Origin of the sequence: Kluyvera intermedia (assembly GCF_021440345.1) — a bacterium.
Taxonomy (GTDB): Bacteria; Pseudomonadota; Gammaproteobacteria; order Enterobacterales; family Enterobacteriaceae; genus Kluyvera; species Kluyvera intermedia_A.
Genome location: NZ_JAKCNS010000072.1, coordinates 19,468 through 42,356 on the forward strand (window position 1 = coordinate 19,468; position 22,889 = coordinate 42,356).

The 22,889-nt window shown below is 53.8% G+C and carries 18 protein-coding genes and 1 pseudogene; 7 read left to right on the forward strand and 12 right to left on the reverse strand.

Annotation, left to right across the window (positions count from 1 at the left end):
- Nucleotides 1-144: 144 nt before the first annotated feature.
- Together yqhD and dkgA are read left to right on the forward strand one after the other, a co-directional pair.
- Nucleotides 145-1,308 (forward strand): alcohol dehydrogenase, encoded by a 1,164-nt coding sequence (gene yqhD / locus LZ634_RS17980; protein ID WP_234507641.1) that lies wholly within the window; start codon nt 145-147, stop codon nt 1,306-1,308.
- 203 nt (nt 1,309-1,511) lie between these two features.
- A complete protein-coding gene (gene dkgA / locus LZ634_RS17985) occupies nt 1,512-2,339 on the forward strand; it encodes a 2,5-didehydrogluconate reductase DkgA (protein WP_234507643.1) in 828 nt (275 codons plus the stop codon).
- Between the two features lie 84 nt (nt 2,340-2,423).
- Here dkgA and LZ634_RS17990 read toward each other — a convergent pair.
- The 6 genes and pseudogenes from LZ634_RS17990 to LZ634_RS18015 form a co-directional block, all read right to left on the reverse strand.
- Nucleotides 2,424-4,659: pseudogene (locus tag LZ634_RS17990) on the reverse strand (YgiQ family radical SAM protein).
- Nucleotides 4,660-4,784: 125 nt separating this feature from the next.
- Nucleotides 4,785-6,197 carry a cell division protein FtsP gene (gene ftsP, locus LZ634_RS17995; protein ID WP_234507645.1) on the reverse strand — a complete coding sequence of 471 codons (1,413 nt, stop codon included), beginning with the start codon at nt 6,195-6,197 and terminating at the stop codon, nt 4,785-4,787.
- Between the two features lie 99 nt (nt 6,198-6,296).
- The gene (gene plsC, locus LZ634_RS18000) at nt 6,297-7,034 is read right to left on the reverse strand and encodes a 1-acylglycerol-3-phosphate O-acyltransferase (RefSeq protein WP_234507647.1); all 738 of its coding nucleotides are present in this window, start codon (nt 7,032-7,034) and stop codon (nt 6,297-6,299) included.
- A 324-nt stretch (nt 7,035-7,358) separates the two neighbouring features.
- Nucleotides 7,359-9,617 carry a DNA topoisomerase IV subunit A gene (gene parC / locus LZ634_RS18005; protein ID WP_234507649.1) on the reverse strand — a complete coding sequence of 753 codons (2,259 nt, stop codon included), beginning with the start codon at nt 9,615-9,617 and terminating at the stop codon, nt 7,359-7,361.
- Nucleotides 9,618-9,727: 110 nt separating this feature from the next.
- A complete protein-coding gene (locus tag LZ634_RS18010; RefSeq protein WP_234507651.1) occupies nt 9,728-10,594 on the reverse strand; it encodes an AraC family transcriptional regulator in 867 nt (288 codons plus the stop codon).
- Nucleotides 10,595-10,689: 95 nt separating this feature from the next.
- On the reverse strand, nt 10,690-11,085 hold the full coding sequence (locus tag LZ634_RS18015; protein ID WP_234507653.1) for a YgiW/YdeI family stress tolerance OB fold protein: 396 nt from the start codon (nt 11,083-11,085) through the stop codon (nt 10,690-10,692).
- A 149-nt stretch (nt 11,086-11,234) separates the two neighbouring features.
- Here LZ634_RS18015 and qseB point away from each other — a divergent pair, with 149 nt between their 5' ends.
- The 4 genes from qseB to LZ634_RS18035 all read left to right on the forward strand — a co-directional run bounded on the left by qseB (nt 11,235) and on the right by LZ634_RS18035 (nt 14,273).
- The gene (qseB, locus tag LZ634_RS18020) at nt 11,235-11,894 is read left to right on the forward strand and encodes a quorum sensing response regulator transcription factor QseB (RefSeq protein WP_234507655.1); all 660 of its coding nucleotides are present in this window, start codon (nt 11,235-11,237) and stop codon (nt 11,892-11,894) included.
- Nucleotides 11,891-13,240 carry a quorum sensing histidine kinase QseC gene (gene qseC, locus LZ634_RS18025; protein ID WP_234507656.1) on the forward strand — a complete coding sequence of 450 codons (1,350 nt, stop codon included), beginning with the start codon at nt 11,891-11,893 and terminating at the stop codon, nt 13,238-13,240. Before qseB ends, qseC begins: the two co-directional genes overlap by 4 nt.
- Before the next feature lie 106 nt (nt 13,241-13,346).
- Entirely contained in the window at nt 13,347-13,928 is a 582-nt protein-coding gene (locus tag LZ634_RS18030; RefSeq protein WP_234507658.1) for an NAD(P)H-dependent oxidoreductase, read from the forward strand.
- 30 nt (nt 13,929-13,958) lie between these two features.
- Nucleotides 13,959-14,273: a putative quinol monooxygenase gene (locus LZ634_RS18035; protein WP_234507661.1), complete on the forward strand. Its 315-nt coding sequence runs from the start codon at nt 13,959-13,961 to the stop codon at nt 14,271-14,273.
- A 105-nt stretch (nt 14,274-14,378) separates the two neighbouring features.
- On the opposite strand, the gene LZ634_RS18040 is transcribed toward LZ634_RS18035, so the two are convergent.
- The 3 genes from LZ634_RS18040 to LZ634_RS18050 form a co-directional block, all read right to left on the reverse strand.
- On the reverse strand, nt 14,379-15,569 hold the full coding sequence (locus LZ634_RS18040) for a glycoside hydrolase family 88 protein (protein WP_234507663.1): 1,191 nt from the start codon (nt 15,567-15,569) through the stop codon (nt 14,379-14,381).
- A 25-nt stretch (nt 15,570-15,594) separates the two neighbouring features.
- Nucleotides 15,595-16,863, reverse strand: a complete 1,269-nt coding sequence (locus LZ634_RS18045) for an oligosaccharide MFS transporter (RefSeq protein ID WP_234507666.1) — start codon at nt 16,861-16,863, stop codon at nt 15,595-15,597.
- An 85-nt stretch (nt 16,864-16,948) separates the two neighbouring features.
- Complete coding sequence (locus LZ634_RS18050; protein WP_234507676.1) at nt 16,949-18,712, reverse strand: DUF2264 domain-containing protein; 1,764 nt, start codon at nt 18,710-18,712, stop codon at nt 16,949-16,951.
- 230 nt (nt 18,713-18,942) lie between these two features.
- On the opposite strand from LZ634_RS18050, the gene LZ634_RS18055 reads away from it, so the two are divergent.
- Entirely contained in the window at nt 18,943-19,815 is an 873-nt protein-coding gene (locus LZ634_RS18055; protein ID WP_234507668.1) for a helix-turn-helix transcriptional regulator, read from the forward strand.
- Here the strand turns inward: LZ634_RS18055 and LZ634_RS18060 are convergent.
- Genes LZ634_RS18060 through LZ634_RS18070 form a run of 3 tightly spaced genes read right to left on the reverse strand, consistent with a single transcriptional unit; the run spans nt 19,801 to nt 22,677 of the window.
- Nucleotides 19,801-21,090 (reverse strand): TRAP transporter large permease, encoded by a 1,290-nt coding sequence (locus LZ634_RS18060; RefSeq protein WP_234507670.1) that lies wholly within the window; start codon nt 21,088-21,090, stop codon nt 19,801-19,803. The genes LZ634_RS18055 and LZ634_RS18060 overlap by 15 nt on opposite strands.
- Before the next feature lie 12 nt (nt 21,091-21,102).
- Complete coding sequence (locus LZ634_RS18065) at nt 21,103-21,651, reverse strand: TRAP transporter small permease (protein ID WP_234507672.1); 549 nt, start codon at nt 21,649-21,651, stop codon at nt 21,103-21,105.
- Nucleotides 21,652-21,699: 48 nt separating this feature from the next.
- A complete protein-coding gene (locus LZ634_RS18070; RefSeq protein ID WP_234507674.1) occupies nt 21,700-22,677 on the reverse strand; it encodes a TRAP transporter substrate-binding protein in 978 nt (325 codons plus the stop codon).
- Between the last annotated feature and the right edge of the window lie 212 nt (nt 22,678-22,889).

The following is a 22,889-nucleotide window of genomic DNA, read 5'->3' on the forward strand; positions in this document are numbered from 1 at the left end:
TGCATTTCTCCAGCCTTATGGAGAAATGGGCAAGACAATCGCAGAAATGTGCATTGAGCGCTTTGTCGGTGAAGACCACAATGATGTCATTCGGCAGCGACCTTCGCCGCCCTGTTTTTCCACCCATAAAGAAGGGAACGAGCAATGTTTAATTTCGATCTTCACACCCCGACCCGCATTCTGTTCGGTAAAGGCGCAATTGAAAATCTGCGCGCTCAGATCCCCGCAGACGCTCGCGTTCTGGTGACCTACGGCGGCGGTAGCGTGAAAAAAACCGGCGTTCTGGATCAGGTTCTGGATGCGCTGAAAGGCCTCGACGTAATGGAATTCGGCGGTATCGAGCCAAACCCATCCTACGAAACGCTGATGAACGCGGTGAAAATTGCCCGTGAGCAGAAAGTGACTTTCCTGCTGGCGGTTGGCGGCGGTTCGGTGCTGGATGGCACTAAATTTATCGCGGCAGCAGCCCACTACGATATCAACGTCGATCCTTGGGAAATTCTGGAAACCTACGGCAGCAACGTCACCAGCGCGATCCCGATGGGCTCCGTGCTGACGCTGCCGGCAACCGGTTCTGAATCCAACAAAGGTGCCGTCGTATCACGTAAAACGACCGGTGATAAACGTGCCTTTATGTCGCCGCACGTGCAGCCGGTGTTCGCCATTCTCGACCCGGTTTACACCTACACTCTGCCACCGCGCCAGGTCGCTAACGGCGTCGTTGACGCCTTCGTGCATACCGTAGAACAGTACGTCACCTACCCGGTTGACGGTAAAATTCAGGATCGCTTCGCGGAAGGTATTCTGCTGACGCTCATTGAAGACGGCCCGAAAGCGCTGAAAGAACCAGAAAACTACGCCGTGCGTGCCAACATCATGTGGGCAGCCACTCAGGCATTGAACGGTCTGATTGGTGCGGGCGTTCCGCAGGACTGGGCGACCCATATGCTGGGTCATGAACTGACGGCCATGCACGGTCTGGATCACGCGCAAACGCTGGCTATCGTTCTGCCATCCCTGTGGAATGAAAAACGCGACACCAAACGCGCCAAACTGCTGCAGTACGCCGAACGTGTGTGGAACATTACCGAAGGCTCTGACGATGTGCGTATCGATGCCGCCATCGCCGCGACCCGCAGCTTCTTCGAGCAGATGGGCGTACCAACCCGCTTCTCCGACTACGGTCTGGACGGTAGCTCCATCCCAGCGCTGTTGAAAAAACTTGAAGAGCACGGCATGACCAAACTGGGAGAAAATCAGGATATTACCCTGGACGTGAGCCGTCGTATTTACGAAGCCGCACGCTAATTTTCGCCCAATCAATCGCGGCGCCTACGCCGCTTTTCCCCGCCACCGACGTAAGAACGTGGCGGGGAAAACTCAACGCAGATAACGCATCTGCAATTTGAAATACGACAACTTTAGCTGTCGTTTTTGCGTTTATAGACCAGACTTGATCCTACAAACCTTACCAGGGCATGCCCTGATAAGCTGTAAAAAAGGAGAAATGCATGACACATCCAACCGTGATTAAACTGCACGATGGCAATGTAATGCCGCAGTTGGGCCTGGGCGTTTGGCAGGCTAGCAACGAAGAGGTCGTCACCGCGATCCATAAGGCTATCGAGGTCGGCTACCGGTCTATTGATACCGCCGCCGCGTACAAAAACGAGTCGGGAGTCGGTAAAGCTATCAGCAGCGCAGGTGTGCCTCGCGAAGATCTGTTCATCACCTCTAAGCTTTGGAATGACGCCCATCAGCGGCCCGCAGAAGCGCTACAGGAAAGTCTGGAACACCTTCAGCTCGACTATCTCGATCTGTATCTGATCCACTGGCCGGTTCCGGCGATTGACCATTACGTCGAGGCCTGGAAGGGACTGATTGAGCTGCAAAAACAGGGGCTGGTGAAGAGCATCGGCGTCTGTAACTTCCAGGTTCCGCACCTGCAACGGCTGATTGATGAGACCGGTATCGCACCGATGATTAACCAGATTGAGCTTCATCCCCTGCTACAGCAGCGCCAGCTCAATACCTGGAATGCAATGCATAAAATCCAGACCGAATCCTGGAGCCCGCTGGCTCAGGGCGGCGCAGGCGTGTTCGATCAGAAAATTATCCATCAGTTGGCGGATAAATACGGCAAAACCCCGGCGCAGATCGTCATTCGCTGGCACCTGGACAGCGGTCTGGTGGTGATCCCGAAATCGGTGACGCCATCGCGTATCACCGAGAACTTCAACGTTTGGGATTTCCGTCTGGATAAAGAGGAATTGAGTGCAATCACCAAGCTGGACCAGAACAAGCGTTTGGGCCCAGACCCGGATCAGTTCGGCGGGTAATCCTTCCTGCTCCGTCAGTTTATGGCGGAGCATTTCTTATTCACCCCGGAGCGGCCAAACGCCAACTCCGGGGCCTGTAGCAGCTTAACGCGATGCCGGTTTAGGGCGTTTTTTCCCTTTGTTATCCGCAGGCGTCTGGCGTTGATGCGCCACCGGCGTGTGCTTGGTCAGCGCCGGACGAGTATTGCGGTTTTGACGACGCGCTTCGCGCATTTCATCAATAGTCGGCGCCGGTACCAGACAGTCTCGACGGCTGCCGATCAGGTGCTTTTTACCCATCGTTTCCAGCGCCTGACGAATCAACGGCCAGTTAGCCGGATCGTGATAGCGCAGCAACGCTTTATGCAGACGACGTTGTTTGTCACCTTTCGGGATCACCACGTCTTCACTCTTATAGCCAATCTTGCCCAGCGGGTTCTTGCCGGTGTAATACATGGTGGTCGAGTTGGCCAGCGGAGATGGATAGAAGTTCTGCACCTGATCGAGGCGGAAACGACGCTGCTTCAGCCACAGCGCCAGATTCACCATGTCTTCATCACGCGTACCCGGGTGCGCGGAGATAAAGTACGGGATCAGATACTGTTCTTTACCCGCCTGTTTTGAGTAGGTATCAAACAGCTCTTTAAAGCGGTCATAGGTGCCCATGCCCGGCTTCATCATCTTCGACAGCGGCCCTTCTTCGGTATGCTCCGGCGCTATCTTCAGGTAGCCGCCCACGTGGTGGGTCGCCAGCTCTTTGATATAGCGTGGATCTTCAACCGCAATATCATAACGAACGCCGGAGGCGATGAGGATTTTCTTGATGCCTTTGAGCTCACGAGCGCGGCGATAGAGATTGATCGTCGGCTCGTGGTTGGTATCCATATGTGGGCAGATGTCTGGATACACGCACGACAGGCGACGACAGGTCTGCTCCGCGCGCGGTGACTTGCAGCGCAACATATACATGTTGGCGGTAGGGCCTCCGAGGTCGGAGATAATCCCGGTAAAACCGGGAACCGTGTCGCGAATCGCTTCGATTTCATTAACAATCGAATCTTCCGAACGGCTCTGAATAATACGTCCTTCGTGCTCGGTGATAGAACAGAACGAACATCCGCCGAAGCAACCGCGCATGATGTTAATCGAGAAACGAATCATATCGTACGCCGGGATACGGGCGTCGCCGTATGACGGATGCGGAATACGCTGATACGGCAGCGCGAATACGCTGTCCATCTCTTCGGTCGACAGCGGGATAGCCGGGGGGTTAACCCAGATATAGCGCTCGCCGTGTTTTTGCATCAGCGCACGGGCGCAGCCCGGGTTGGTTTCATGATGCAGAATACGCGAAGCGTGCGCATAGAGAACTTTGTCGCCTTTTACCTTCTCGAAGGACGGCAGCAGAACGTAGGTCTTTTCCCACGGCTTCGGTCGCGGCGGCTGTACGGTAACACGCTTGGCTTCTTGCTTTGGCGGTGCCACGGTTTTGTTATCCGCGCACGGCAGGTCTTCACCGTACGGATGCGGAATCGGGTCGATTTTGCCCGGCGTGTCGAGGCGCGTGGAGTCAACACCGCTCCAGCCCGGCAGCGCTTCTTTCACCATGATAGCAGTGTTACGCACATCGCGAATTTGGGCGATAGGCTCGCCGGCGGCCAGACGGTGCGCAACTTCCACCAGCGGGCGCTCGCCGTTGCCGAACATCAGCATATCGGCTTTCGAGTCGACCAGCACCGAGCGGCGAACGGTATCGGACCAGTAGTCGTAATGCGCGGTGCGGCGCAGGCTTGCTTCAATGCCGCCAAGAATGACCGGCACATCTTTCCACGCTTCTTTACAGCGTTGGGTATACACCAGCGTCGCGCGGTCCGGGCGTTTCCCGGCGACGTTACCCGCCGTGTAGGCATCGTCATGGCGCAGCTTGCGGTCTGCGGTGTAGCGGTTAATCATCGAGTCCATGTTGCCAGCGGTCACGCCGAAGAACAGGTTTGGTTTGCCCAGACGCATAAAGTCGTCTTTGCTGTTCCAGTCCGGCTGAGCGATGATCCCCACGCGGAAGCCCTGGGCTTCCAGCATACGGCCACAAATTGCCATCCCAAAGCTTGGGTGGTCTACGTAGGCGTCGCCGGTTACCAGAATAATGTCGCAGCTATCCCAGCCAAGTTGATCCATCTCTTCACGTGACATCGGCAAAAATGGAGCCGACCCAAAGCAGGCGGCCCAGTACTGCGGCCAGGAGAAAAGGTCGCGATCCGGTTGGATCAGGGAGATAGCGCTCATTATGCTTCCAAAAAAATGGTAAAAAAATAATCAAAGGCCGGGGATTATAAGCCCGAATGGCCTATGAATGAAGTGGGATTAATAACGAAGTTATCACCCCGGCGTTGCGGCGCGCTGCCGGGGGCATCGATATGGGGCGATTTACCGGCAGGCCATGAACGCCGCCGCCGGGATTTTATTTAATTATGGCGCGGGGTTAACCAGAATTTGACCAATTGAGCCACGGTCCGCCAGTTCCAGCGTCTGGCTGGAATACTGGAACGGGAAGTGCGGCCATGACGGCTGCGCGTAATACACCAGCAGCTCCACCTGACCATCAACCCACACGGTGTCTTTCCAGCCCCGGTCTTCCGGCATTGGCGTCGCACCGTTGACGTTACGAACCTGGAACGTCACCCCTTCAATATGGAATGACTGCGGTGCATCGGCGCGAACGGTCCAGCGCTCCCACGTCCCTTGTTGGGCCGTGATATCAATACGTTGTGGATCCCAGCGCTGACCATTAATCCCCGGATCGTCACCCAAGAGAATATCGCGGCTACGAATCGGGGTACCGCTAAGCACGTCCGTCGGCAGTATGCGCATCGGTAAGTTATCGGTCACTAACGGTAACAGGCCCGTAGGACGTAGGGTAAGTACCAGCGTGGAGATCAGAATGCTCGATGGTTCAAAGAAACCACGGATACGTTCCATGATGCTGGCTGACTCGCCGCAGGTAATCGACACTTCATCGCCGTTGGTCATATCCACCAGGATTTCCCGACGCTCGCCCGGCGCCAGCGAAATCTGCTTGGCTGAAACCGGTGCGGGCAAGAAGCCCTGATCGCTGGAGATCACGTGCAACGGGCGACCGTCGCTCATCTGCAGTAAATAACGACGCGAGTTGGAGGCGTTGAGCAGACGCAGACGGACCCAGCCGCGTGAGACTTCGACATAAGGACTCTGTACGCCATTCACCAGCAGCGTATCGCCAACGAAGCCGCCGCTGCCCGGTTCGTCGTACACCGGCGTACCAAAGTTATCCAGACGTTTATCCTGGATGATGACCGGGAAATCATCTACACCGTAGTGGTTGGGGAAAGGTAAGGACTTACTAACTTCATCTTCCACCAGCCACATGCCCGCCAGGCCGTTGTAAACCTGCTGCGCCGTATGGTTCGGCGTATTGGCCTGATACCACAGGGTTGCCGCGTTCTGACGAATCGGCAGCACTGGAGCCCAGTCGGCGTTTGGCGTCATCATACGCGCGGCACCGCCAATCAGCGGGCCAGGAACCTGCAGGCCACGAACGGTCATGGCAACATTTTCAGTCAGTCGGTTGCTGTAGATGAGCTTAACATCATCGCCTTTCCAGACGCGGATCGTCGGCCCAAGATAACGGCCATTGATGCCCCAGACGTTCGCGCGGGTGCCTTCAGCAAAGGACCAATGCGTACGCTGCATCGTTAAGAAAAGGGGGTGTCCGCGGCGGGACTCCAACAGCGGTGGAACCGGCAATGGGAGTTGCTTTCCTGCGGCCTGCGCTCTCAGCGGCACGGCGCCCGCACAAAGCGCAACGCCCGAAGCCTGAATAAACTGACGCCGACTGAGTGACATATAAGCTCCATCAAAACTGACAAATCAAAAATGGGAAATCAATTTCCCAACAGCAAAACGACACAGGATGCGGGCGATAACCCGCATCACTATGCAATATTACACTTTACCGGCAGACTCACGCTGAGCGACTTCACGATCCAGCTCGTCAATTTTTGCCTTCATCACTTCACGACAATGTTTCGCCAAATCACGCACCTGGTCTTTATTCCACGCACTGGTATCGATTGGCGGCAGCATTTCCACGATCACTAAACCGTTATTCCAGCGGTTGAGATTAATCTTGTTCGACGTATTTGAAACGCAGACCGGAATAATCGGCACGCCCGCCGCAAGCGCCGCATGAAACGCGCCGGTTTTAAACGGTAACAGACCGCGACCGCGGCTGCGGGTCCCTTCCGGGAACATCCAGAAAGAGATTTTGCGTTTATTAAACGAATTCACCACTTCCGCAATAGTGCTGTGCGCAGCGGCACGGTTATTACGGTCGATGAGCAGGTTGCCCGTCAGCCAGTAAATCTGACCAAAGAACGGGATCCACACCAGACTCTTTTTACCAACGGTTACGGTTGGCGGCTGCACGATGTTCGCGGCCGTCACCATATCGTAGTTATTCTGGTGGTTGGCGATATAGATGGCGTTGCCATAGCTCTCAGCATCAGCAGGCTTGCGGGTCTCGACCTTTAAGCCAAAAACTGGCGCCATACGACCAAACATGCGACCAAAAGTGGAAACATGTTTTGGGTTGCGCGGGCTGAACAGGCAGTAGATACAGCCAAAGATGCATACCAAGATGCAATAAATAACAACAATAATGACACGTAAAATTAATAGCATAGCGTCCTCTGAACCCTGAACCGCTTAGAATTATACCCGTCAGATTGAATGATGGCGTGCGCAATACGCACCAGCACCACAGACAACTCACGGGGCATATAAACACGTTATCTTTCAAGCCACTTGCCCCTTTGGGACCCGCGCTAGCGCGGCACAAAACGCGAACGCGTTGCGTGATGCCTCTTGAATGATGATGTGTATAGATCGGACAAGGCTTTGTTACTTGCAGACCCCTGCAAAAGGGTATTGTTAATCGCAACGGCTGAATTAACAACGATTTTATGTATTCCGTCATGTCCCCCGCCTGACGACGGGGGAATAAGATTACTCTTCGCTGTCGCCCGCCGAAGCGCGCTGCGGCGAATCAATCTCTACGCGGTCAATTTTCTGCAGACCGCGCATCAGCGTACCGCGACGACCGCGCTCACCGGTGACTTTCTGCAGCTCTTCCGGACGCAGTTTGATCTTACGCTTGCCCACGTGGAAGGTCAGCGTACTTTGCGGCGGCAGAACGTAGAGATGCGCCAGGCTATCAACACCGCTCGCCGCTTCCGCCGACGGGATGTTGATAATCTTGTTGCCTTTCCCTTTCGACAGCTGCGGCAGATCGCTTAGCGGGAACATCAGCATACGACCTGCGCTGGTAATAGCCAGCAGCATATCCGACTCATCTTCCACCACCAGCGGCGGCATAACTTGCGCATTTTCCGGCAGCGAAATCAGCGTCTTACCTGCACGGTTACGAGCCACCAAATCGTTGAAGGTACACAGGAAACCGTAGCCAGCATCGGAAGCCATCAGCAGTTTCCGATCGTCGTTTTCCATCAGCATATGCTCAACCGTGGCACCCGGCGGCAGCGTCAGCTTACCGGTTAACGGTTCGCCCTGCCCGCGCGCGGACGGTAGCGTAATCGGATCGATGGCGTAGCTACGCCCGGTGGTATCGACAAACACCACCGGTTGATTGCTCTTACCTTTCACCGAGGCTTTCCAGCTATCGCCGGATTTATAGCTGAGCCCCTGCGCATCAATATCGTGGCCTTTGGCGCTACGCACCCAGCCCATCTGCGACAGAACGATAGTGACCGGTTCAGATGGCAGCATGTCATGGTCGCTCATGGCCTTCGCTTCTTCGCGCTCGCGCAGCGGAGAACGACGGTCATCGCCAAAGGCGTCGGAGTCGGCCTGCAGCTCTTTCTTCAGCAGGTTGCTCATCTTGCGCTCAGACGCGAGGATGGCCTGCAGCTGATCGCGCTCTTTCGCCAAATCATCCTGCTCACCGCGGATTTTCACCTCTTCCAGCTTGGCGAGATGACGCAGTTTCAGCTCAAGAATGGCTTCCGCCTGGGTTTCGCTGATACCAAAGCGCGACATCAGCGCAGGCTTCGGTTCATCTTCCGTACGGATTATCTCAATCACTTCATCAATGTTGAGGAACGCCACCAGCAAACCTTCGAGGATATGCAGGCGCTTAAGCACTTTTTCCAGACGGTAATTCAGGCGACGACGTACGGTATCACGACGGAATGCCAGCCATTCGGTGAGGATCTCCAGCAGATTTTTCACCGCCGGACGCCCATCGAGGCCAATCATATTGAGGTTGATACGGTAGCTTTTTTCCAGGTCGGTGGTGACGAACAGGTGATTCATCACCGGCTCCATATCCACGCGGTTGGAGCGCGGCACAATCACCAGACGCGTCGGGTTTTCGTGGTCAGACTCATCGCGCAGGTCATCAACCATCGGCAGCTTTTTATTGCGCATCTGGGCTGCAATCTGCTCCAGCACTTTTGCGCCGGAAACCTGATGCGGCAGCGCGGTAATCACCACCGCACCGTCTTCCTTATGCCACACCGCACGCATGCGCACGGAGCCGCGGCCGTTCTGGTAGATTTTGCGGATTTCCGAGCGAGGGGTAATAATTTCCGCTTCCGTCGGGTAATCCGGCCCCTGCACGATATCCAGCACTTCATCGAGCGTCGTCTGCGGTTTTTCAATTAAGGTGATTGCCGCTTTGGCCACTTCACGCAGGTTGTGCGGCGGAATATCCGTCGCCATACCGACGGCAATACCGGTGGTACCGTTCAGCAGAATATTCGGCAGACGCGCAGGCAGCATCTTCGGCTCCTGCATCGTACCATCGAAGTTCGGCGCCCAATCAGCCGTGCCTTGACCCAGTTCGCTTAACAGCAGATCGGCGTACTTAGACAAACGGGATTCGGTGTAACGCATTGCCGCGAACGATTTCGGATCGTCCGGCGCCCCCCAGTTACCCTGCCCGTCAACCAACGGATAACGGTAAGAGAACGGCTGCGCCATCAACACCATCGCTTCGTAACAGGCGCTATCGCCGTGCGGATGGTACTTACCCAATACGTCACCCACGGTACGGGCGGATTTTTTAAATTTGGCACTGGCGTTAAGCCCCAGCTCCGACATCGCATAGACGATGCGACGCTGTACCGGCTTTAAGCCATCACCGATAAACGGCAACGCCCTGTCCATGATGACGTACATGGAATAGTTTAAGTAGGCGTTTTCCGTGAATTCATGTAGCGCAAGGCGCTCTGCCATATCGCTCATTAACTGGGGATCCTCAATCTGCATGCTGACCGTACGGACGGCAATATTGCCGCAGATAATACCCTATCTCACGTTCTGAGTCACAGCCCGTGAGAGAGGTTGCAGGATGGTTAACGCAGCGGCAAATAAATATCGGTTTCTAGCTCGTGCTCCGGCACATCGTTAATGAAATTGAGGTAGTGGAAAAACACCGGGGCATCGCGCAGGGTCTCGCCGCTGCCCGGTAGCCAGTTGCGGAACATCGCCCACACCGTCTGGGAAATATTGTCCAGCGAACCGTTGTGCCGCCCAACGGCATAGCGTCCACCGGCAATTTCACCGTTGATCACACCAAAATCATTCTCCGGGATAGCTGCCGAAACGCTGCCGCAGATATCGAAGCGGAAGGCTTCAGCAGAGGTAGTGGCCGGATCGTCCCAGGCGATACCCAATGTTTTGCTGTCACGCACGGGTGATAAGCCGGTGCTTTTACGCCACGCGATAAAGGTCGCGGCGCTGTCGTTAACGAGTTCCGGACTACCACGGTGTTGCAGCATCGCCACCTGAGTGTGTGGGAAATCGACAATATTCACTTCCATCGTTTGCGGCTCCTGTGAGGCTATTTTCGGGACGCGCTGGTGCCAGTCCAGCCAGTCCGGCCGTTGGCGGAACTGGCTTGGGCTTTTACCGAACGCGGTTCTGAAGGCGCGGCTGAACGATTCAGGGCTCTGAAACCCGGCATCAAGCGCAATATCGATAACCTTATCCTGCGGATTAAACGCCAGCCGCCAGGAAGCCCGGCGCAGGCGCAGCCACTGAATATAGCGATACAGCGGCTGGCCGCTGAAGGCCAGAAACTGGCGATGGAAATGATAAGATGAACAGCAGGCCAGCGCGCTGAGTTTCTCAAGCGTTAGCACTTCATCCAGATGGCGGGCGATATAGTCGCACACCATTGAGAAGCGCTCGCGGTACGCCGTTGTGATTGCATCGTTCATAGCATCCTCCTGATGACCTACTTTGCCTTCCCGGTCGGCAACAATCCTGACCGATCTTGCGCAATGCAGTCGAAAGCAAGGAGCTGCAGCGGGCGTTAGTTGCTGACTTTACGGATCTGCTTCACATCAATTTCGACTGAGTTCCAGTCTTTGTCCACTTCACCCTGAATTTCAACCAAATCCTGTGGCGTGATGGTCTGACCGTTCCAGCGTTTATGGTCGATATCGACGTTCACAGTGCCGCTCGAATCTTTGAAAATATACAGATCGTCGGAGACGCGCTCGATAATGTTCCCGCGCAGAGTGACCCAGGTATCGTCACGCATCGATTTGGCATTTGCCGCCGTGGTGACGGTACCGTTTGGACCGACGAAACCGCCGGCTTGTGAAATGGTGGTGCTGGTTGGGCCGGAAAAACCGCCCTGATTAGCAGCGAAAGCCGGTGCAGAGGCCAGTGCCAGAATGGCGGCGATAGCAGCAAGTTTCTTCATAATATGTTCTCCCTTATTGGTTTCTGACGCCTATTACACATGCCAATTCTTAACAACTTCTTAAGGAAAAAAAAGATTTTTTATTGCTGTACAGCAGCCGTAAAGGCGCGGTTTACTTGGCTTATAGGGCAGCAGGCAAGGAGTGGCAAATGCGAATTCTATTAGTAGAAGATGACAAGCTGATTGGCGACGGCATCAAAACCGGGCTCGGCAAAATGGGCTTTAGCATCGACTGGTTTACCCGTGGTGAAGAGGGCAAAATTGCACTCTACAGCGCGCCGTATGATGCGGTGATCCTCGACCTGACGCTTCCCGGTATCGACGGGCTGGATATTCTGCGCGAGTGGCGCGAAAAATCCCACCGCGAGCCGGTGCTGATCCTGACCGCACGCGATGCCCTGAGCCAGCGCGTGGAAGGACTCCGTCTTGGTGCCGACGACTACCTGTGCAAACCTTTCGCCCTGATTGAAGTCGCGGCGCGGCTGGAAGCATTGATTCGTCGGGCGCATGGGCAAACCAGCAGCGTGCTGCGCCACGGCGGCGTCGAACTCAGTCCGGGAAAACTGGTTGCCACCCTCGACGGTGAACCGCTGGCGCTAAAGCCGAAAGAGTTTGCGCTACTGGAGCTATTGCTGCGTAACGCCGGGCGCGTACTGCCGCGTAAGCTGATTGAAGAGAAACTCTATAGCTGGGATGAAGAAGTCACCAGCAACGCCATTGAAGTCCACGTCCACCATCTACGCCGCAAGCTCGGCAGCCATTTTATCCGTACCGTCCACGGTATCGGCTACACCCTGGGTGAACAATGAATCTGCTCCGCCGCCTGAGTTTACGCTTTCGCCTAACGCTGCTATTTATGCTCCTCGCCGCCGTGGCATGGTGTTTTGCCAGCGCCATCGCCTGGGAGCAGACCACGAATAAACTCGACAAGCTGTTCGATACCCAGCAGATGCTGTTTGCCAAACGCATCAGCGCCATGGACTTTGCCGACCTGCCGACCTCCCGCCAGTGGATTCGTGCGCCCAAGAAGGTCAAACACGGGCATCTGGATGACGATGCGCTGGCGTTTGCTATCTATACCGTCGACGGTCAAATGGTGCTTCATGATGGCGAGAACGGGCCGTATATTCCGTACCATTATCGTCGGGAAGGCTTTGATGACGGCCGGCTGAGCAATGATGACGATCGCTGGCGTTTTCTGTGGCTCACTACCGCCGATAAAAAATACCGCATCGTGGTCGGCCAGGAGTGGGACTACCGCCGCGAGATGGCGCTCGACATCATTACCGGCCAGCTCACGCCGTGGCTGATTGCCCTGCCGGTGATGTTTTTACTGTTGATTTTATTATTGAGCCGCGAGCTGGCACCGCTGAAAAAGCTGACCCGAACCCTGCGTCAGCGCGATCCTGACGCCAGCGACCCGCTCGATACTAAAGGCGTGCCAAGTGAAGTCCGGCCGCTGCTGGATGCTCTGAATCACCTGTTCCGCCGCACTCAGGACATGATGACCCGCGAGCGTCGCTTTACCTCAGACGCCGCCCACGAGCTACGCAGCCCGCTGACCGCGCTGCGGGTACAGGCGGAAGTGGCGCAAATGTCGCAGGACGACCCGGAAAGCCAAAGCAAAGCGCTCGTACAGCTGCACGCCGGGATCGATCGCGCCACCCGCCTGGTAGAACAGCTTCTTACCCTCTCCCGCCTCGACTCGCTGGAGCAGTTAGCCGACGTGCAGACGGTGAATCTCGACGATTTACTGCAATCTTCGGTGATGGATATCTACCACTCGGCGCAAAAATCCGGGATTGAGATCCGCCTGCATCTGCACGCCCAGCGGGTCAGCCGCACCGCCCAGCCGCTGCTGCTTAGCCTGCTGGTCCGCAACCTGCTGGATAACGCCGTGCGCTACAGCCCGGCAGGCAGCGTGGTCGACGTCACGCTTGAGCGCAGCGGTTTCAGCGTCCGCGATAACGGGCCGGGTATTAGCCCAGAGGCGTTAGCCCGTATCGGCGAACGCTTCTATCGTCCCCCGGGGCAAGATGAAACGGGCAGTGGGTTGGGGTTATCGATTGTGCAGCGCATTGCAGCACTGCATCAGATGTCGGTCAACTTTAGCAATGCACCGGGCGGCGGTTTTCAGGTCGAAATTCACTGGTAATCATATTATTGCGATTTCAGCAAAAGACTTTGCACATTTTGTACATTTAACCGCTTAACGGAGCCGAGTATCATTGCTGACAAACGCAATTTCCTGAGGACAAATAATGAGCAACATCCTGATCGTCAACGGCGCAAAAAAATTCGGTCACTCTAACGGCCAACTCAACGACACCCTGACTGAAGTCGCGGAGACCTATCTGCGCGACCTCGGGCATGATGTTAAAGTCGTTCGTGCCGATGGCGACTACGACGTGAAAGCAGAAGTGCAGAATTTCCTGTGGGCCGATACCGTTATCTGGCAGATGCCAGGCTGGTGGATGGGCGCACCGTGGACCGTGAAAAAATACATCGATGACGTGTTCACCGAAGGTCATGGTTCTCTGTACGCCAGCGATGGCCGCACCCGTTCCGACGCCAGCAAAAAATATGGCTCCGGCGGTCTGATTCAGGGCAAAACCTATATGCTGTCCCTGACCTGGAACGCACCGATGGAAGCCTTCACCGATAAAGAACAGTTCTTCCACGGCGTGGGCGTTGACGGTGTATATCTGCCATTCCACAAAGCTAACCAGTTCCTGGGAATGGAAGCGCTGCCAACCTTCATCACCAATGACGTTATCAAAATGCCGGACGTTCCACGTTATGTTGCAGAATACCGCGAGCATCTTGGGAAGATTTTTGCTTAACTGGTAGGCTGGAATTAGAAGGAGTTAATCATGTTGACCGTTATTGCTGAAATCCGTACTCGTCCAGGCCAACACCACCGTCAGGCGGTGCTGGAACAGTTTACGAAAATTATCCCTACCGTTCTCAAAGAAGACGGTTGCCACGGCTACGCGCCGCTGGTTGATAACGCCGCTGGCGTAAGTTTCCAGACGACTGCACCGGACTCTATCGTGATGGTAGAAGTGTGGGAAAGCGTTGCCCACCTTGAAGCACACCTGCAAACCCCGCACATGAAAGCCTGGGGCGAAGCGGTGAAAGGCGACGTGCTGGATACCACTATTCGTATCCTGGAACCGGGCGTTTAAGCGTTCGTTTCATACGGTGATTAACCGGGTTGCATTACGTTGACCCGGTGATATGACATACCCGGAGTCGGCGCTCACGCACCTCGTCCGGGTAATTAACTGCCGTTACCAGTACAGTTTCCAGCTCTGCGTCATGCGCACCAGCGCTTCTACATAGAAGTAATCCCCCCAGCTACAGCACTCATCCACGCCTTTATCGCTGGCGAAATGATAAACCGAATGTTTCAGCACGCCGGTACTCGGCTCGTCCACGCCCACCAGATAGTGTTTAGACAGCGATGACATCATGCCCATCGCCCACTGCTGATAGCGATCGCGATCGGGATCGGTTGTCGGCAGATATTTCACCAGCTCCAACAGGCCGCAGACCGCAATCGCCGCAGATGACGAATCGCGCAGCGCGTCGGTCCCCACCAGCGCCAGATCCCAATGGCAAATAGCATCTTCCGGCAGACGGTTGAGGAAGTAATTTGCCAGCTTTTTCGACAGGCTAATCAACTCCTTATCGCCGGTGTAGATAAAGCTCAGCATAAAGCCATAAATTCCCCACGCCTGCCCACGCGACCAGCACGAATCATCCGCGTAGCCCTGCTGCGTTTTGCCAAAGCGCGGTGCACCGGTCTGCACATCCATATAGTAGGTGTGATAGGTCGACGCATCGTCGCGCACCAGGTATTTCGCCGACTGGCGGACATGCGCCCGCGCCGCATCAGCAAAGCGCGGGTCGCCGGTTTGCTCGGTCGCCCAGTAGAGCAGCGGCAGGTTCATGGTGCAGTCGATAATCATACGTCCCGCCTGCTCCGGATCGCTCAGCACACCCCAGGCCTGGATAATTTCGGCTTTGCGGTGGAAACGTTCTAACAGTGCTTCCGCCGCCTGCAGCGAAAACCCTCGCGCATCACGATTGCCGGTCAGACGCCACGCCGATACGCAAGAGAGCGTATACAGGAAGCCCAAATCGTGAGTATTGGTATCGTGCCGCCCGGCGATGCGCAGACCAAACGAGCGGACATGCTTCTCAGCCAGCGCACGGTATTTTTCATCCCCGGTCATCTCCCATGCCAGCCACAGCTGACCGGTCCAGAAACTGGTGGTCCATTCCACGTTTTCCGTTAACGGGTAGTAGCCATTGACGCAGGCTTCTGCTGGGAATTTATCACCGAAATCCGTTAAATGGCGGCTAATCAGCTTAAGGACATGGCTACGTGCCGAGCAGAGCTCATCGTTAAACGTCTGGAGATTAACGGGGGCACCCGGATATTCGCGCAGTTTTTCCAGAGTGATATGGTTTAACATTTTCGGTTCCTTCATTCAGTAGAGCTTATTTAGAAATACCGTTTTCAGCCACATCCAGCGCTGGCTGGCGATGATTCTGGCGTTTACAAGCGGATAAAGTGAAGGCGGAGACAAGCGTGAAGAACAGTGCAATGCCGCCCATAATCATATAGGTCTTCTCAAAACCAATACGGTCGTACAATAATCCAGCTGGCGAGGAAACGACCACGTTACCGATATACAGCATGGCCTGATAGCCCAGTAAATACATGGTGGCGTTGACGCGCTTATCGAAATGCTCGGCAATATATTTAAAGACCGATACCAGCAGCAGGCAAATTTCCAGACCGTACATCGGCTTAATCACTGAAATAAGCAGGTGAGAATCGCACATTCCGGAAATAATCAACCGTGCGCCGACTAAAGCACCAACAATCAGCAGACCGCGTTTTGCGCCGATATAGTTCACGAACATCGGCATAAAGATATACATGACGAATTCAGTACCGGACTGTACCGTTCCCAGCAGACCAAATACCGTGTTACCTTCATGCACATCGTTAAAGAAGGTTACGAAGTAGCGCGAGAACTGCTGCTCGGCGACAAACATCATCCATGCGACGCCCGCCACGTAAAGACAGAAGGCCCAGAACTTGCCGCTTTTCAGCAGGTCAAAAACATCCTTCAGGACAATTTTATCTTTCGAGATTACCGCGTCGGCATTACTGTTTTGCGTATCCACCTTCAGGCTCATCAGCACGGCCAGCATCACCAGCGATGCCACGCTGCCCATAATGAAGTTATAGGCCGGTGAGATATTAAATAACAGGCCGGAGAATGAAGATGCGACGGCCCAACCCAGTGAGCCCCACATACGAATCTGACCAAACTCCATGCTATTAAGGCGGCTATAACGGTCGGCATAGGATTCACAGGCGGCAACGCCCGCGTACCAGGCAAAGCTCAGATAAATCGCCCCGACCACAATCCCCACCATGGTGTGGGACAGCAGCAGCGGCTGGTAGACATAAATAAAGAACGGTGCCATCAGGGCCGACATCACCACCACAAAATAGAGCAAATATTTACTCATACCGATTTTATCGAGGATATAGCCATATATTGGCTTGAGGATCACCGAGAATATCCCGTTAACGGCAAATACGGTACCAATCACCGCCCCGCTCAATTCGGCTTTCTGCCCTAACCAAATGGCAAATAAACCAATACTGGCAGACCAGGTAAAAAAGTATAAAAAGATAAAAGAACTTATTTTGTAATATTCCAGCCTGTTTTGAGACGATATCTTTTCCATACAGTCCTCGACAAAACGTTGTAGGGTGCACGCTCTAAATATTTATTTCAGAGCGCGCCAGAGGTTTTTTTATTAATGACTACTTTTAAATATGCAGAGAAAGAGTTTTCCCGCAGGTGTTATCCGTCACGCGCAGCGTATTATTATCAATGAGCAACGTTGGCAATACCGGTTGTGGCGCAGTGCGATCGCCGCTGGCGGCCACCGCGCAGCACAGCCAATGTTTACCGGGTTCAATTTCGCCGGTTAAGGTCGGGATAACCGCACACTCAGCAAACATCACGCTGCTGTTAGGTGGCGTCACCACGCTATCGCCCTGACGGACGCCAGCCTGCGGCGTAATATCCGCAATCACGCTGACGCCGTTGTCGGCACGCACCCGACTTAACTGCGCACGGGATTCGACGTCTGCTTTCATCACCGCAAAACCGCCTTCCACCGTCTGTAGTCGTCTTGCGGTATTCACGCGGTGTACGCGCACATGCCACTCACCGCACGGAATAAGCCAGGTATCAATCTGAACGTCGTGCCACGGCAGCCAACGGGAATAGATGGCGCCATCCAGCATCTCAACGCTGTCGCACTCACGGCGGCCGCGCCAGTAGTTGTCGTTGTCCGATAGCAGCAGCATTGAGTCACAGGCCGCATGTTTGATGCCGTAGCGCCCCCGCTCAATGGTGAAACCGAAACGGGTGGAGTAGGCAAACTTGGTATATTTCGCCTCGGTGTTAACGTAGTTGTTCAGCTCCAGCTGGCCGGAGGTCAGCATCACCACGTGCTGCGAGTTTTCGTGGTGCTGCAAAATCTGCTGGGCCGGGACAATCGGATGCACCGCAGCCAGTTCCGGTAGCGGCAACTCTTGTGCCTGCCAAAAATCGCTATCCGCCGGCAGTGCCAGAATCAGGAACACCTTCAGCGCCCAGTACGGCGACCCCGGCGCGTTATAGTCTTCGCACATCGCCAGATTCGGATAAGCAAAGCCCAGGGTTAAGATTCCGTCGCGGTCGAAAATCGGCTGTTCCAGCCACCAGCGCAAGTGGCGCAGGATAATGCCCTTCACTACGCCAGGCGAGAAAACATCCAGCCCAGCAAAAGCCACGCCGCTCCAGAATGCGACCATCGCAAAACGGTAAGTCAGGCTGCGGCCAAACGGTACCGATGCACCATCGGCGGCAGAGAGATAGATAAAGTCTTTTGCGAACAGGCTGGCCCGTTCGCGCAGCGTCGCCGCACGAGCGGGATCGTCATTCGCACTCAGGGTGGCGTAAATCAGACCGTAGAAATGGAATGCCATCGAGATGTAGTAATCTTTTGGCCGACCGGGGCCGTCAGAGTACCAGCCGTCGCCGAGGTAATACGCTTCCATCATATTGAAACGACGGTCGATAGCCGCCTGGTCGTATGGCATTCCAGCGCGTTTAAAACCGAGCTGCACGATGATGGCAAAATAGTTCCAGTTGCTGTCAGGCATCTGCGCGTCGGTGATTTGATTCAGCCAACGGTGCAGGTTCTTCAGCTCCGTTTCACTGAAATGGTTGGTTAAGGTGTCCTGCATCAGCGCCAGACCCAGACCGTAGGCCGCCATCTCAACCAATCGCTGGTCATACGGCCCGGTTTCACCCCAGTAAGATGGGCTTTGCGGGTCAGTGCCAAGCTTAATCGCGGTGATGTATTTATCACTCAACGGCACCTCTGCCCCACCCGCCAACAGCGGGAACAGGCCCCAGAGCGCTCTCGATAAGCCCTCCATCTCCGCAATGTCCGTGCTGTAGTGCGTACAGGTTTTACCCAGCGAGAACTGCGCTACGCCTGCGGGGAATTGTTTATCGAGAGCGTTCAGCATCGTCATCAGCGTTTGCGTCACATCTTCTCGTGATGACAATATTTTTGATATTTTCGCCACTGTGCTGCCCCTTTATTTAACCATCCTCGAAAGTGGCTAAAGCATAGAGAGTCCGGGGGTTGGAGAAATGTTAACCAGGTCACAACTGATGGCAATGCTTGAACCGCTGCTTGATAAAATTTAAAACAGTGGTTTAGTAGTAAGATTAATGTCGGGAAAATTTAAATCTATTGCACATGACTTCATCCTTGAATGCCGAGCATCTGGAGCTGATCACTCTCAATGACACCGTGGCGTCATTCAGCCGGCTTTTCGCCAATAGCGTACGCTACCACCACTGGCATCAATGTCTGGAAATTCTCTACGTTGAAGAGGGCTTCGGCGTGGTCATCGTCGATAATCGCCAGTACACCATGCGACCCGGCAGGCTGTTTTTCTTCCCACCGTTTACGCTGCATAAAATTATGGTCGATGAGAAAGCCGAAGATAGCTATCGCCGAACCATTATTCATGTCGATCAGCACGCTATTGCCAAACTTCTCCAGCATTTCCCCGACAATCACCGCCGTTTGCAGGCACTTTCCGCACGCGGTCGTCCGGCATTTGTTGCCGATTTAGCTGATGCCCATTCACATATCGACCATCTGTTTAGCCTCTACGCCAGCGCGGCAACAACCTCCGGGCTCAGCACCGAGCAAATAGCCAATATGCTGATGACGCTCTTCAGTATGCTGCCGCCGGTGCAGGAAAAAATGACCGAGTCGGCGCAGGGTATTGCCACCCCGGTGATGTTCTGGATTGAAGAGAATTACCGGCAGAAATTCAGCCTCGACGCACTAGCGGCAGAATTGGGGAAATCACGCAGCTACCTGTCGCGCCGTTTCCATGCGGAAACCGGCGAGCATATTCACAATTATCTCAATACTCTTCGCCTACGCCGCGCTTGCGAACTGCTGCGGCATAGCGCGCTGCCGGTGAACGAAATTGCCGGGCAGGTGGGGTTTTCCGAAGTGACCTACTTTATCAGTTCATTTAAAAAGGGGATCGGTGAGACCCCCTTGCAGTACCGTAAAAATCACCTTGGCGTCAATAAGTTAGTGAAAAACTGACGGTAACCATAACGAAATAATCGGCACGTAGGTAATGACGACAAGCACGGCAAACAATGCCAGATAGAACGGCAGCATTGATTTCACGACTTGTTCAATTTTGACGCCACTGACGGCGCTGGCAACAAACAATACCGAGCCAACGGGCGGCGTAATCAGACCAATGCCCAGATTAGTCATCATAATAATGCCAAAGTGCACCGGGTTAATTCCCAACTGTACCGCGACGGGCAGTAAAATAGGCGTCAAAATAAGAATCAGCGGTGCCATATCCATCAGGCAGCCCAGCAGCAGCAGCAAAATATTGATAATCAGCAGGATGACGTATTTGTTATCGGACAACGTCAGCAGTGCCGCTGATATCTGCTGCGGCAGATCAACCAGCATCATCACCGAACCAAAGGCAGCAGCAAAGGCAATCAAGACCATCACCATGGTGACCGTTTTGATGGTGCGATGAATCAGCTTAGGAAAATCTCTGAACTTATATTCACGATAGACAAAGAAGGTGACGAACATTGCCCAAATACAGGCAATAGCGCCTGACTCCGTCGGCGTGAAGAACCCCGAAAGAATCCCTCCGGAAATAATAACAATGGTGATAAGCCCCCAAATCGCATCCAGGGCAATTTTAACCTTGCGACGGAATTCAATTTTGGCCTCTTTCGGGTAGTTATTCTTACGCGCTGAGAATAGGCACAGCACAATCAATGTCCCGCAGAGCACAAACGTGGGAATTATCCCGGCAAGGAACATCGCGGGAATGGTCACGGCGGCGGTATTCGCGACGATGGCAAACAACACCGAATTATGGCTCGGCGGTACCAGAATGGCCTGTACCGAGGCACTCGCCGTTAGCACCGCACCAAACGTTCGCGGGTAGCCTTTGCGCTCCATTTCCGGGATCAGCACCGAGCCAATCGATGCGGTATCCGCGACCGATGACCCCGAGATCGCGCCAAACAGCGTGGAGGCCAGAATGTTTACCAGTGCCAGGCCACCTCGAATCCAACCAACGAACAGCCCGGCAAAATCCACCAGCCTTCGCGCCATCCCCCCTTCAGCCATAATTGCCCCAGCGAAAACAAAGAACGGGACCGTCAACAGGTTCACGTTATCCGTGCTGTGGAAAATGGTAATAATCAGGCCATCAAGGGAGAAGTCCGCATACACTGTCACTATCGCTGCGGTAAGGCCAACGGCATAAGCCACCGGCATTCCTATCGCCATGAGCACGACAAAGGTCACGACAAAAACCAGCAACGTCATATCCATAATGATCGCTCCTTAATGGCCAACCGTCGGCGAGCCGTACTGCACCAGTTTTCGGTGCGTTTGCGGCCCACAGAATAATTTTTCAATGACGAACAACAGCGTAAAGAACGACCCTAGCGGAATCGGTAAATGAGTAATACCGGAGGTCAGTAACGGCAGCGATGGCACGATATCTTCCCAGGCATCCATGCAGCCTAAAATTCCCCATCGGATAATATATAAGCAGGTCACTAACATCGCTAAATCGACAACAATCCGTAACCCTTTTTTGGCACTTGCTGGAATATTATCCACCAGCATGGTGATCGCAATATGTCCGCCCGCACGATAGGCAGCCGCTGCACCAACGAAGGAGAAAGTGATCATACATATTTGCGACAACGGTTCCGGCCAACTGGTTGAAGCATGCGGTAAAAAATCGAGCCAGCCGGGAAAGTCTGGGCGAAAGCGGGCATAAATACCCACCAGATAAATAAACGTCATAAATAGCAGGCTGATTCCCGATAGCCAGATACAGACGCGGTAAACCCCATCCATAAGTAGAATGTATAAATTCTTCATATGTTCTCCGCAAAAAGGGCAGGTCAATAAAAAGAGCCTGCTAAATAATCACTTGGTGTTTTGAATTTCTTGCATCAGTGAGCTGAACTGCTGGCTATATTTTTCGCGGACGGGAGCCGTTGCATCAATAAACGGCTGTTTATCAACCTCAATAAACTGAACGCCCTGTTCCTGAAGTTTTTTGGTAGATTTATCCACATATTGTGCCCACAGCACGCGTTCTTCCGCCTGAGCCTCTTTCGCCAGTTTGACAATTAATGCCTGATCATCAGACGACAACTTTGCCCATTTCTTTTTCGAGAACACAAAAACTTCTGGAATCATAAAATGTTCGGTTCTGTCGAAATATTTGGTCCCTGATACGACATAGTTTTCTGTGTCAAACGTCGGTTCATTATTTTCAGCGGCATCTATAACCCCCGTTTGCAGACTGGCAAAAACATCGCCTACCGCCAGCACGACAGGGTTAGCACCCATGGCTTTGAAGGAATCGAGACCAATCGGATTATTCTGCAGACGAATTTTCACCCCTTTTAGATCAGCCAGCGTTTTCACCGGTTTTTTGGTAATCAGACTGCGCGATCCGGCATCCATCCAGCCAAGAAACACCAGCCCAAGGTTGCTGGCGGTAATTTTCTGCCCCAACTGCGTACCCACATCGCCGTCGAGAACGTGGTGCAGGTGGTCAGTATCACGAAACACAAACGGCATGTTGAAGACGCTGACTTCCGGAAGAATACCACCTACGGGAGCCATGGAAACACGAAGAATATCAATCGCGCCGGCACGCGTTTTTTCAAGCGTGGCACCCTCATCGCCCATTTGTCCATTTGGAAACATCTTGATTGAAAGGCGGCCATCGGTTTGGGTACTGAGCTTTTCCCCCATATGGATAACCGCTGCCGTTGTCGGGTAATCAGCCGGATGCACATCGGAAGCAATAAAAACCGTTTTCGCCATCGACATTGATGATGCCATTAATAGAGAAAGCGAAATAATCCCTGAAATAACATTTATTTTTTTCATGGTTCACCTATCAATTATATTTATCAGATATGAGTTATTGGTATGCCAGCCTATTCTTCCGCACATAACGTTATGCAAACCAACAAAAACTTTCTGTGATAGACAACCAAAAAGAAAAAGGATTTCAAATAAATAAAAAACATGTTTGAGATAATTATTTTATATTTATTTAGATTGAATTATTTATTCTATAAATGGGTGATGCTGCCAAC

Excerpts from the sequence above, each read along its gene's own strand:
- dkgA (WP_234507643.1), top strand. The coding sequence starts at position 1,512 with ATGACACATCCAACCGTGATTAAACTGCACGATGGCAATGTAATGCCG.
- qseB (WP_234507655.1), top strand. The coding sequence starts at position 11,235 with ATGCGAATTCTATTAGTAGAAGATGACAAGCTGATTGGCGACGGCATC.
- plsC (WP_234507647.1), bottom strand. The coding sequence starts at position 7,034 with ATGCTATTAATTTTACGTGTCATTATTGTTGTTATTTATTGCATCTTG.
- ftsP (WP_234507645.1), bottom strand. The coding sequence starts at position 6,197 with ATGTCACTCAGTCGGCGTCAGTTTATTCAGGCTTCGGGCGTTGCGCTT.
- LZ634_RS18030 (WP_234507658.1), top strand. The coding sequence starts at position 13,347 with ATGAGCAACATCCTGATCGTCAACGGCGCAAAAAAATTCGGTCACTCT.
- LZ634_RS18045 (WP_234507666.1), bottom strand. The coding sequence starts at position 16,863 with ATGGAAAAGATATCGTCTCAAAACAGGCTGGAATATTACAAAATAAGT.
- LZ634_RS18070 (WP_234507674.1), bottom strand. The coding sequence starts at position 22,677 with ATGAAAAAAATAAATGTTATTTCAGGGATTATTTCGCTTTCTCTATTA.
- qseC (WP_234507656.1), top strand. The coding sequence starts at position 11,891 with ATGAATCTGCTCCGCCGCCTGAGTTTACGCTTTCGCCTAACGCTGCTA.
- parC (WP_234507649.1), bottom strand. The coding sequence starts at position 9,617 with ATGAGCGATATGGCAGAGCGCCTTGCGCTACATGAATTCACGGAAAAC.
- LZ634_RS18065 (WP_234507672.1), bottom strand. The coding sequence starts at position 21,651 with ATGAAGAATTTATACATTCTACTTATGGATGGGGTTTACCGCGTCTGT.
- LZ634_RS18060 (WP_234507670.1), bottom strand. The coding sequence starts at position 21,090 with ATGGATATGACGTTGCTGGTTTTTGTCGTGACCTTTGTCGTGCTCATG.
- LZ634_RS18040 (WP_234507663.1), bottom strand. The coding sequence starts at position 15,569 with ATGTTAAACCATATCACTCTGGAAAAACTGCGCGAATATCCGGGTGCC.
- LZ634_RS18035 (WP_234507661.1), top strand. The coding sequence starts at position 13,959 with ATGTTGACCGTTATTGCTGAAATCCGTACTCGTCCAGGCCAACACCAC.
- LZ634_RS18055 (WP_234507668.1), top strand. The coding sequence starts at position 18,943 with ATGACTTCATCCTTGAATGCCGAGCATCTGGAGCTGATCACTCTCAAT.
- LZ634_RS18015 (WP_234507653.1), bottom strand. The coding sequence starts at position 11,085 with ATGAAGAAACTTGCTGCTATCGCCGCCATTCTGGCACTGGCCTCTGCA.
- LZ634_RS18050 (WP_234507676.1), bottom strand. The coding sequence starts at position 18,712 with ATGACGATGCTGAACGCTCTCGATAAACAATTCCCCGCAGGCGTAGCG.
- LZ634_RS18010 (WP_234507651.1), bottom strand. The coding sequence starts at position 10,594 with ATGAACGATGCAATCACAACGGCGTACCGCGAGCGCTTCTCAATGGTG.
- yqhD (WP_234507641.1), top strand. The coding sequence starts at position 145 with ATGTTTAATTTCGATCTTCACACCCCGACCCGCATTCTGTTCGGTAAA.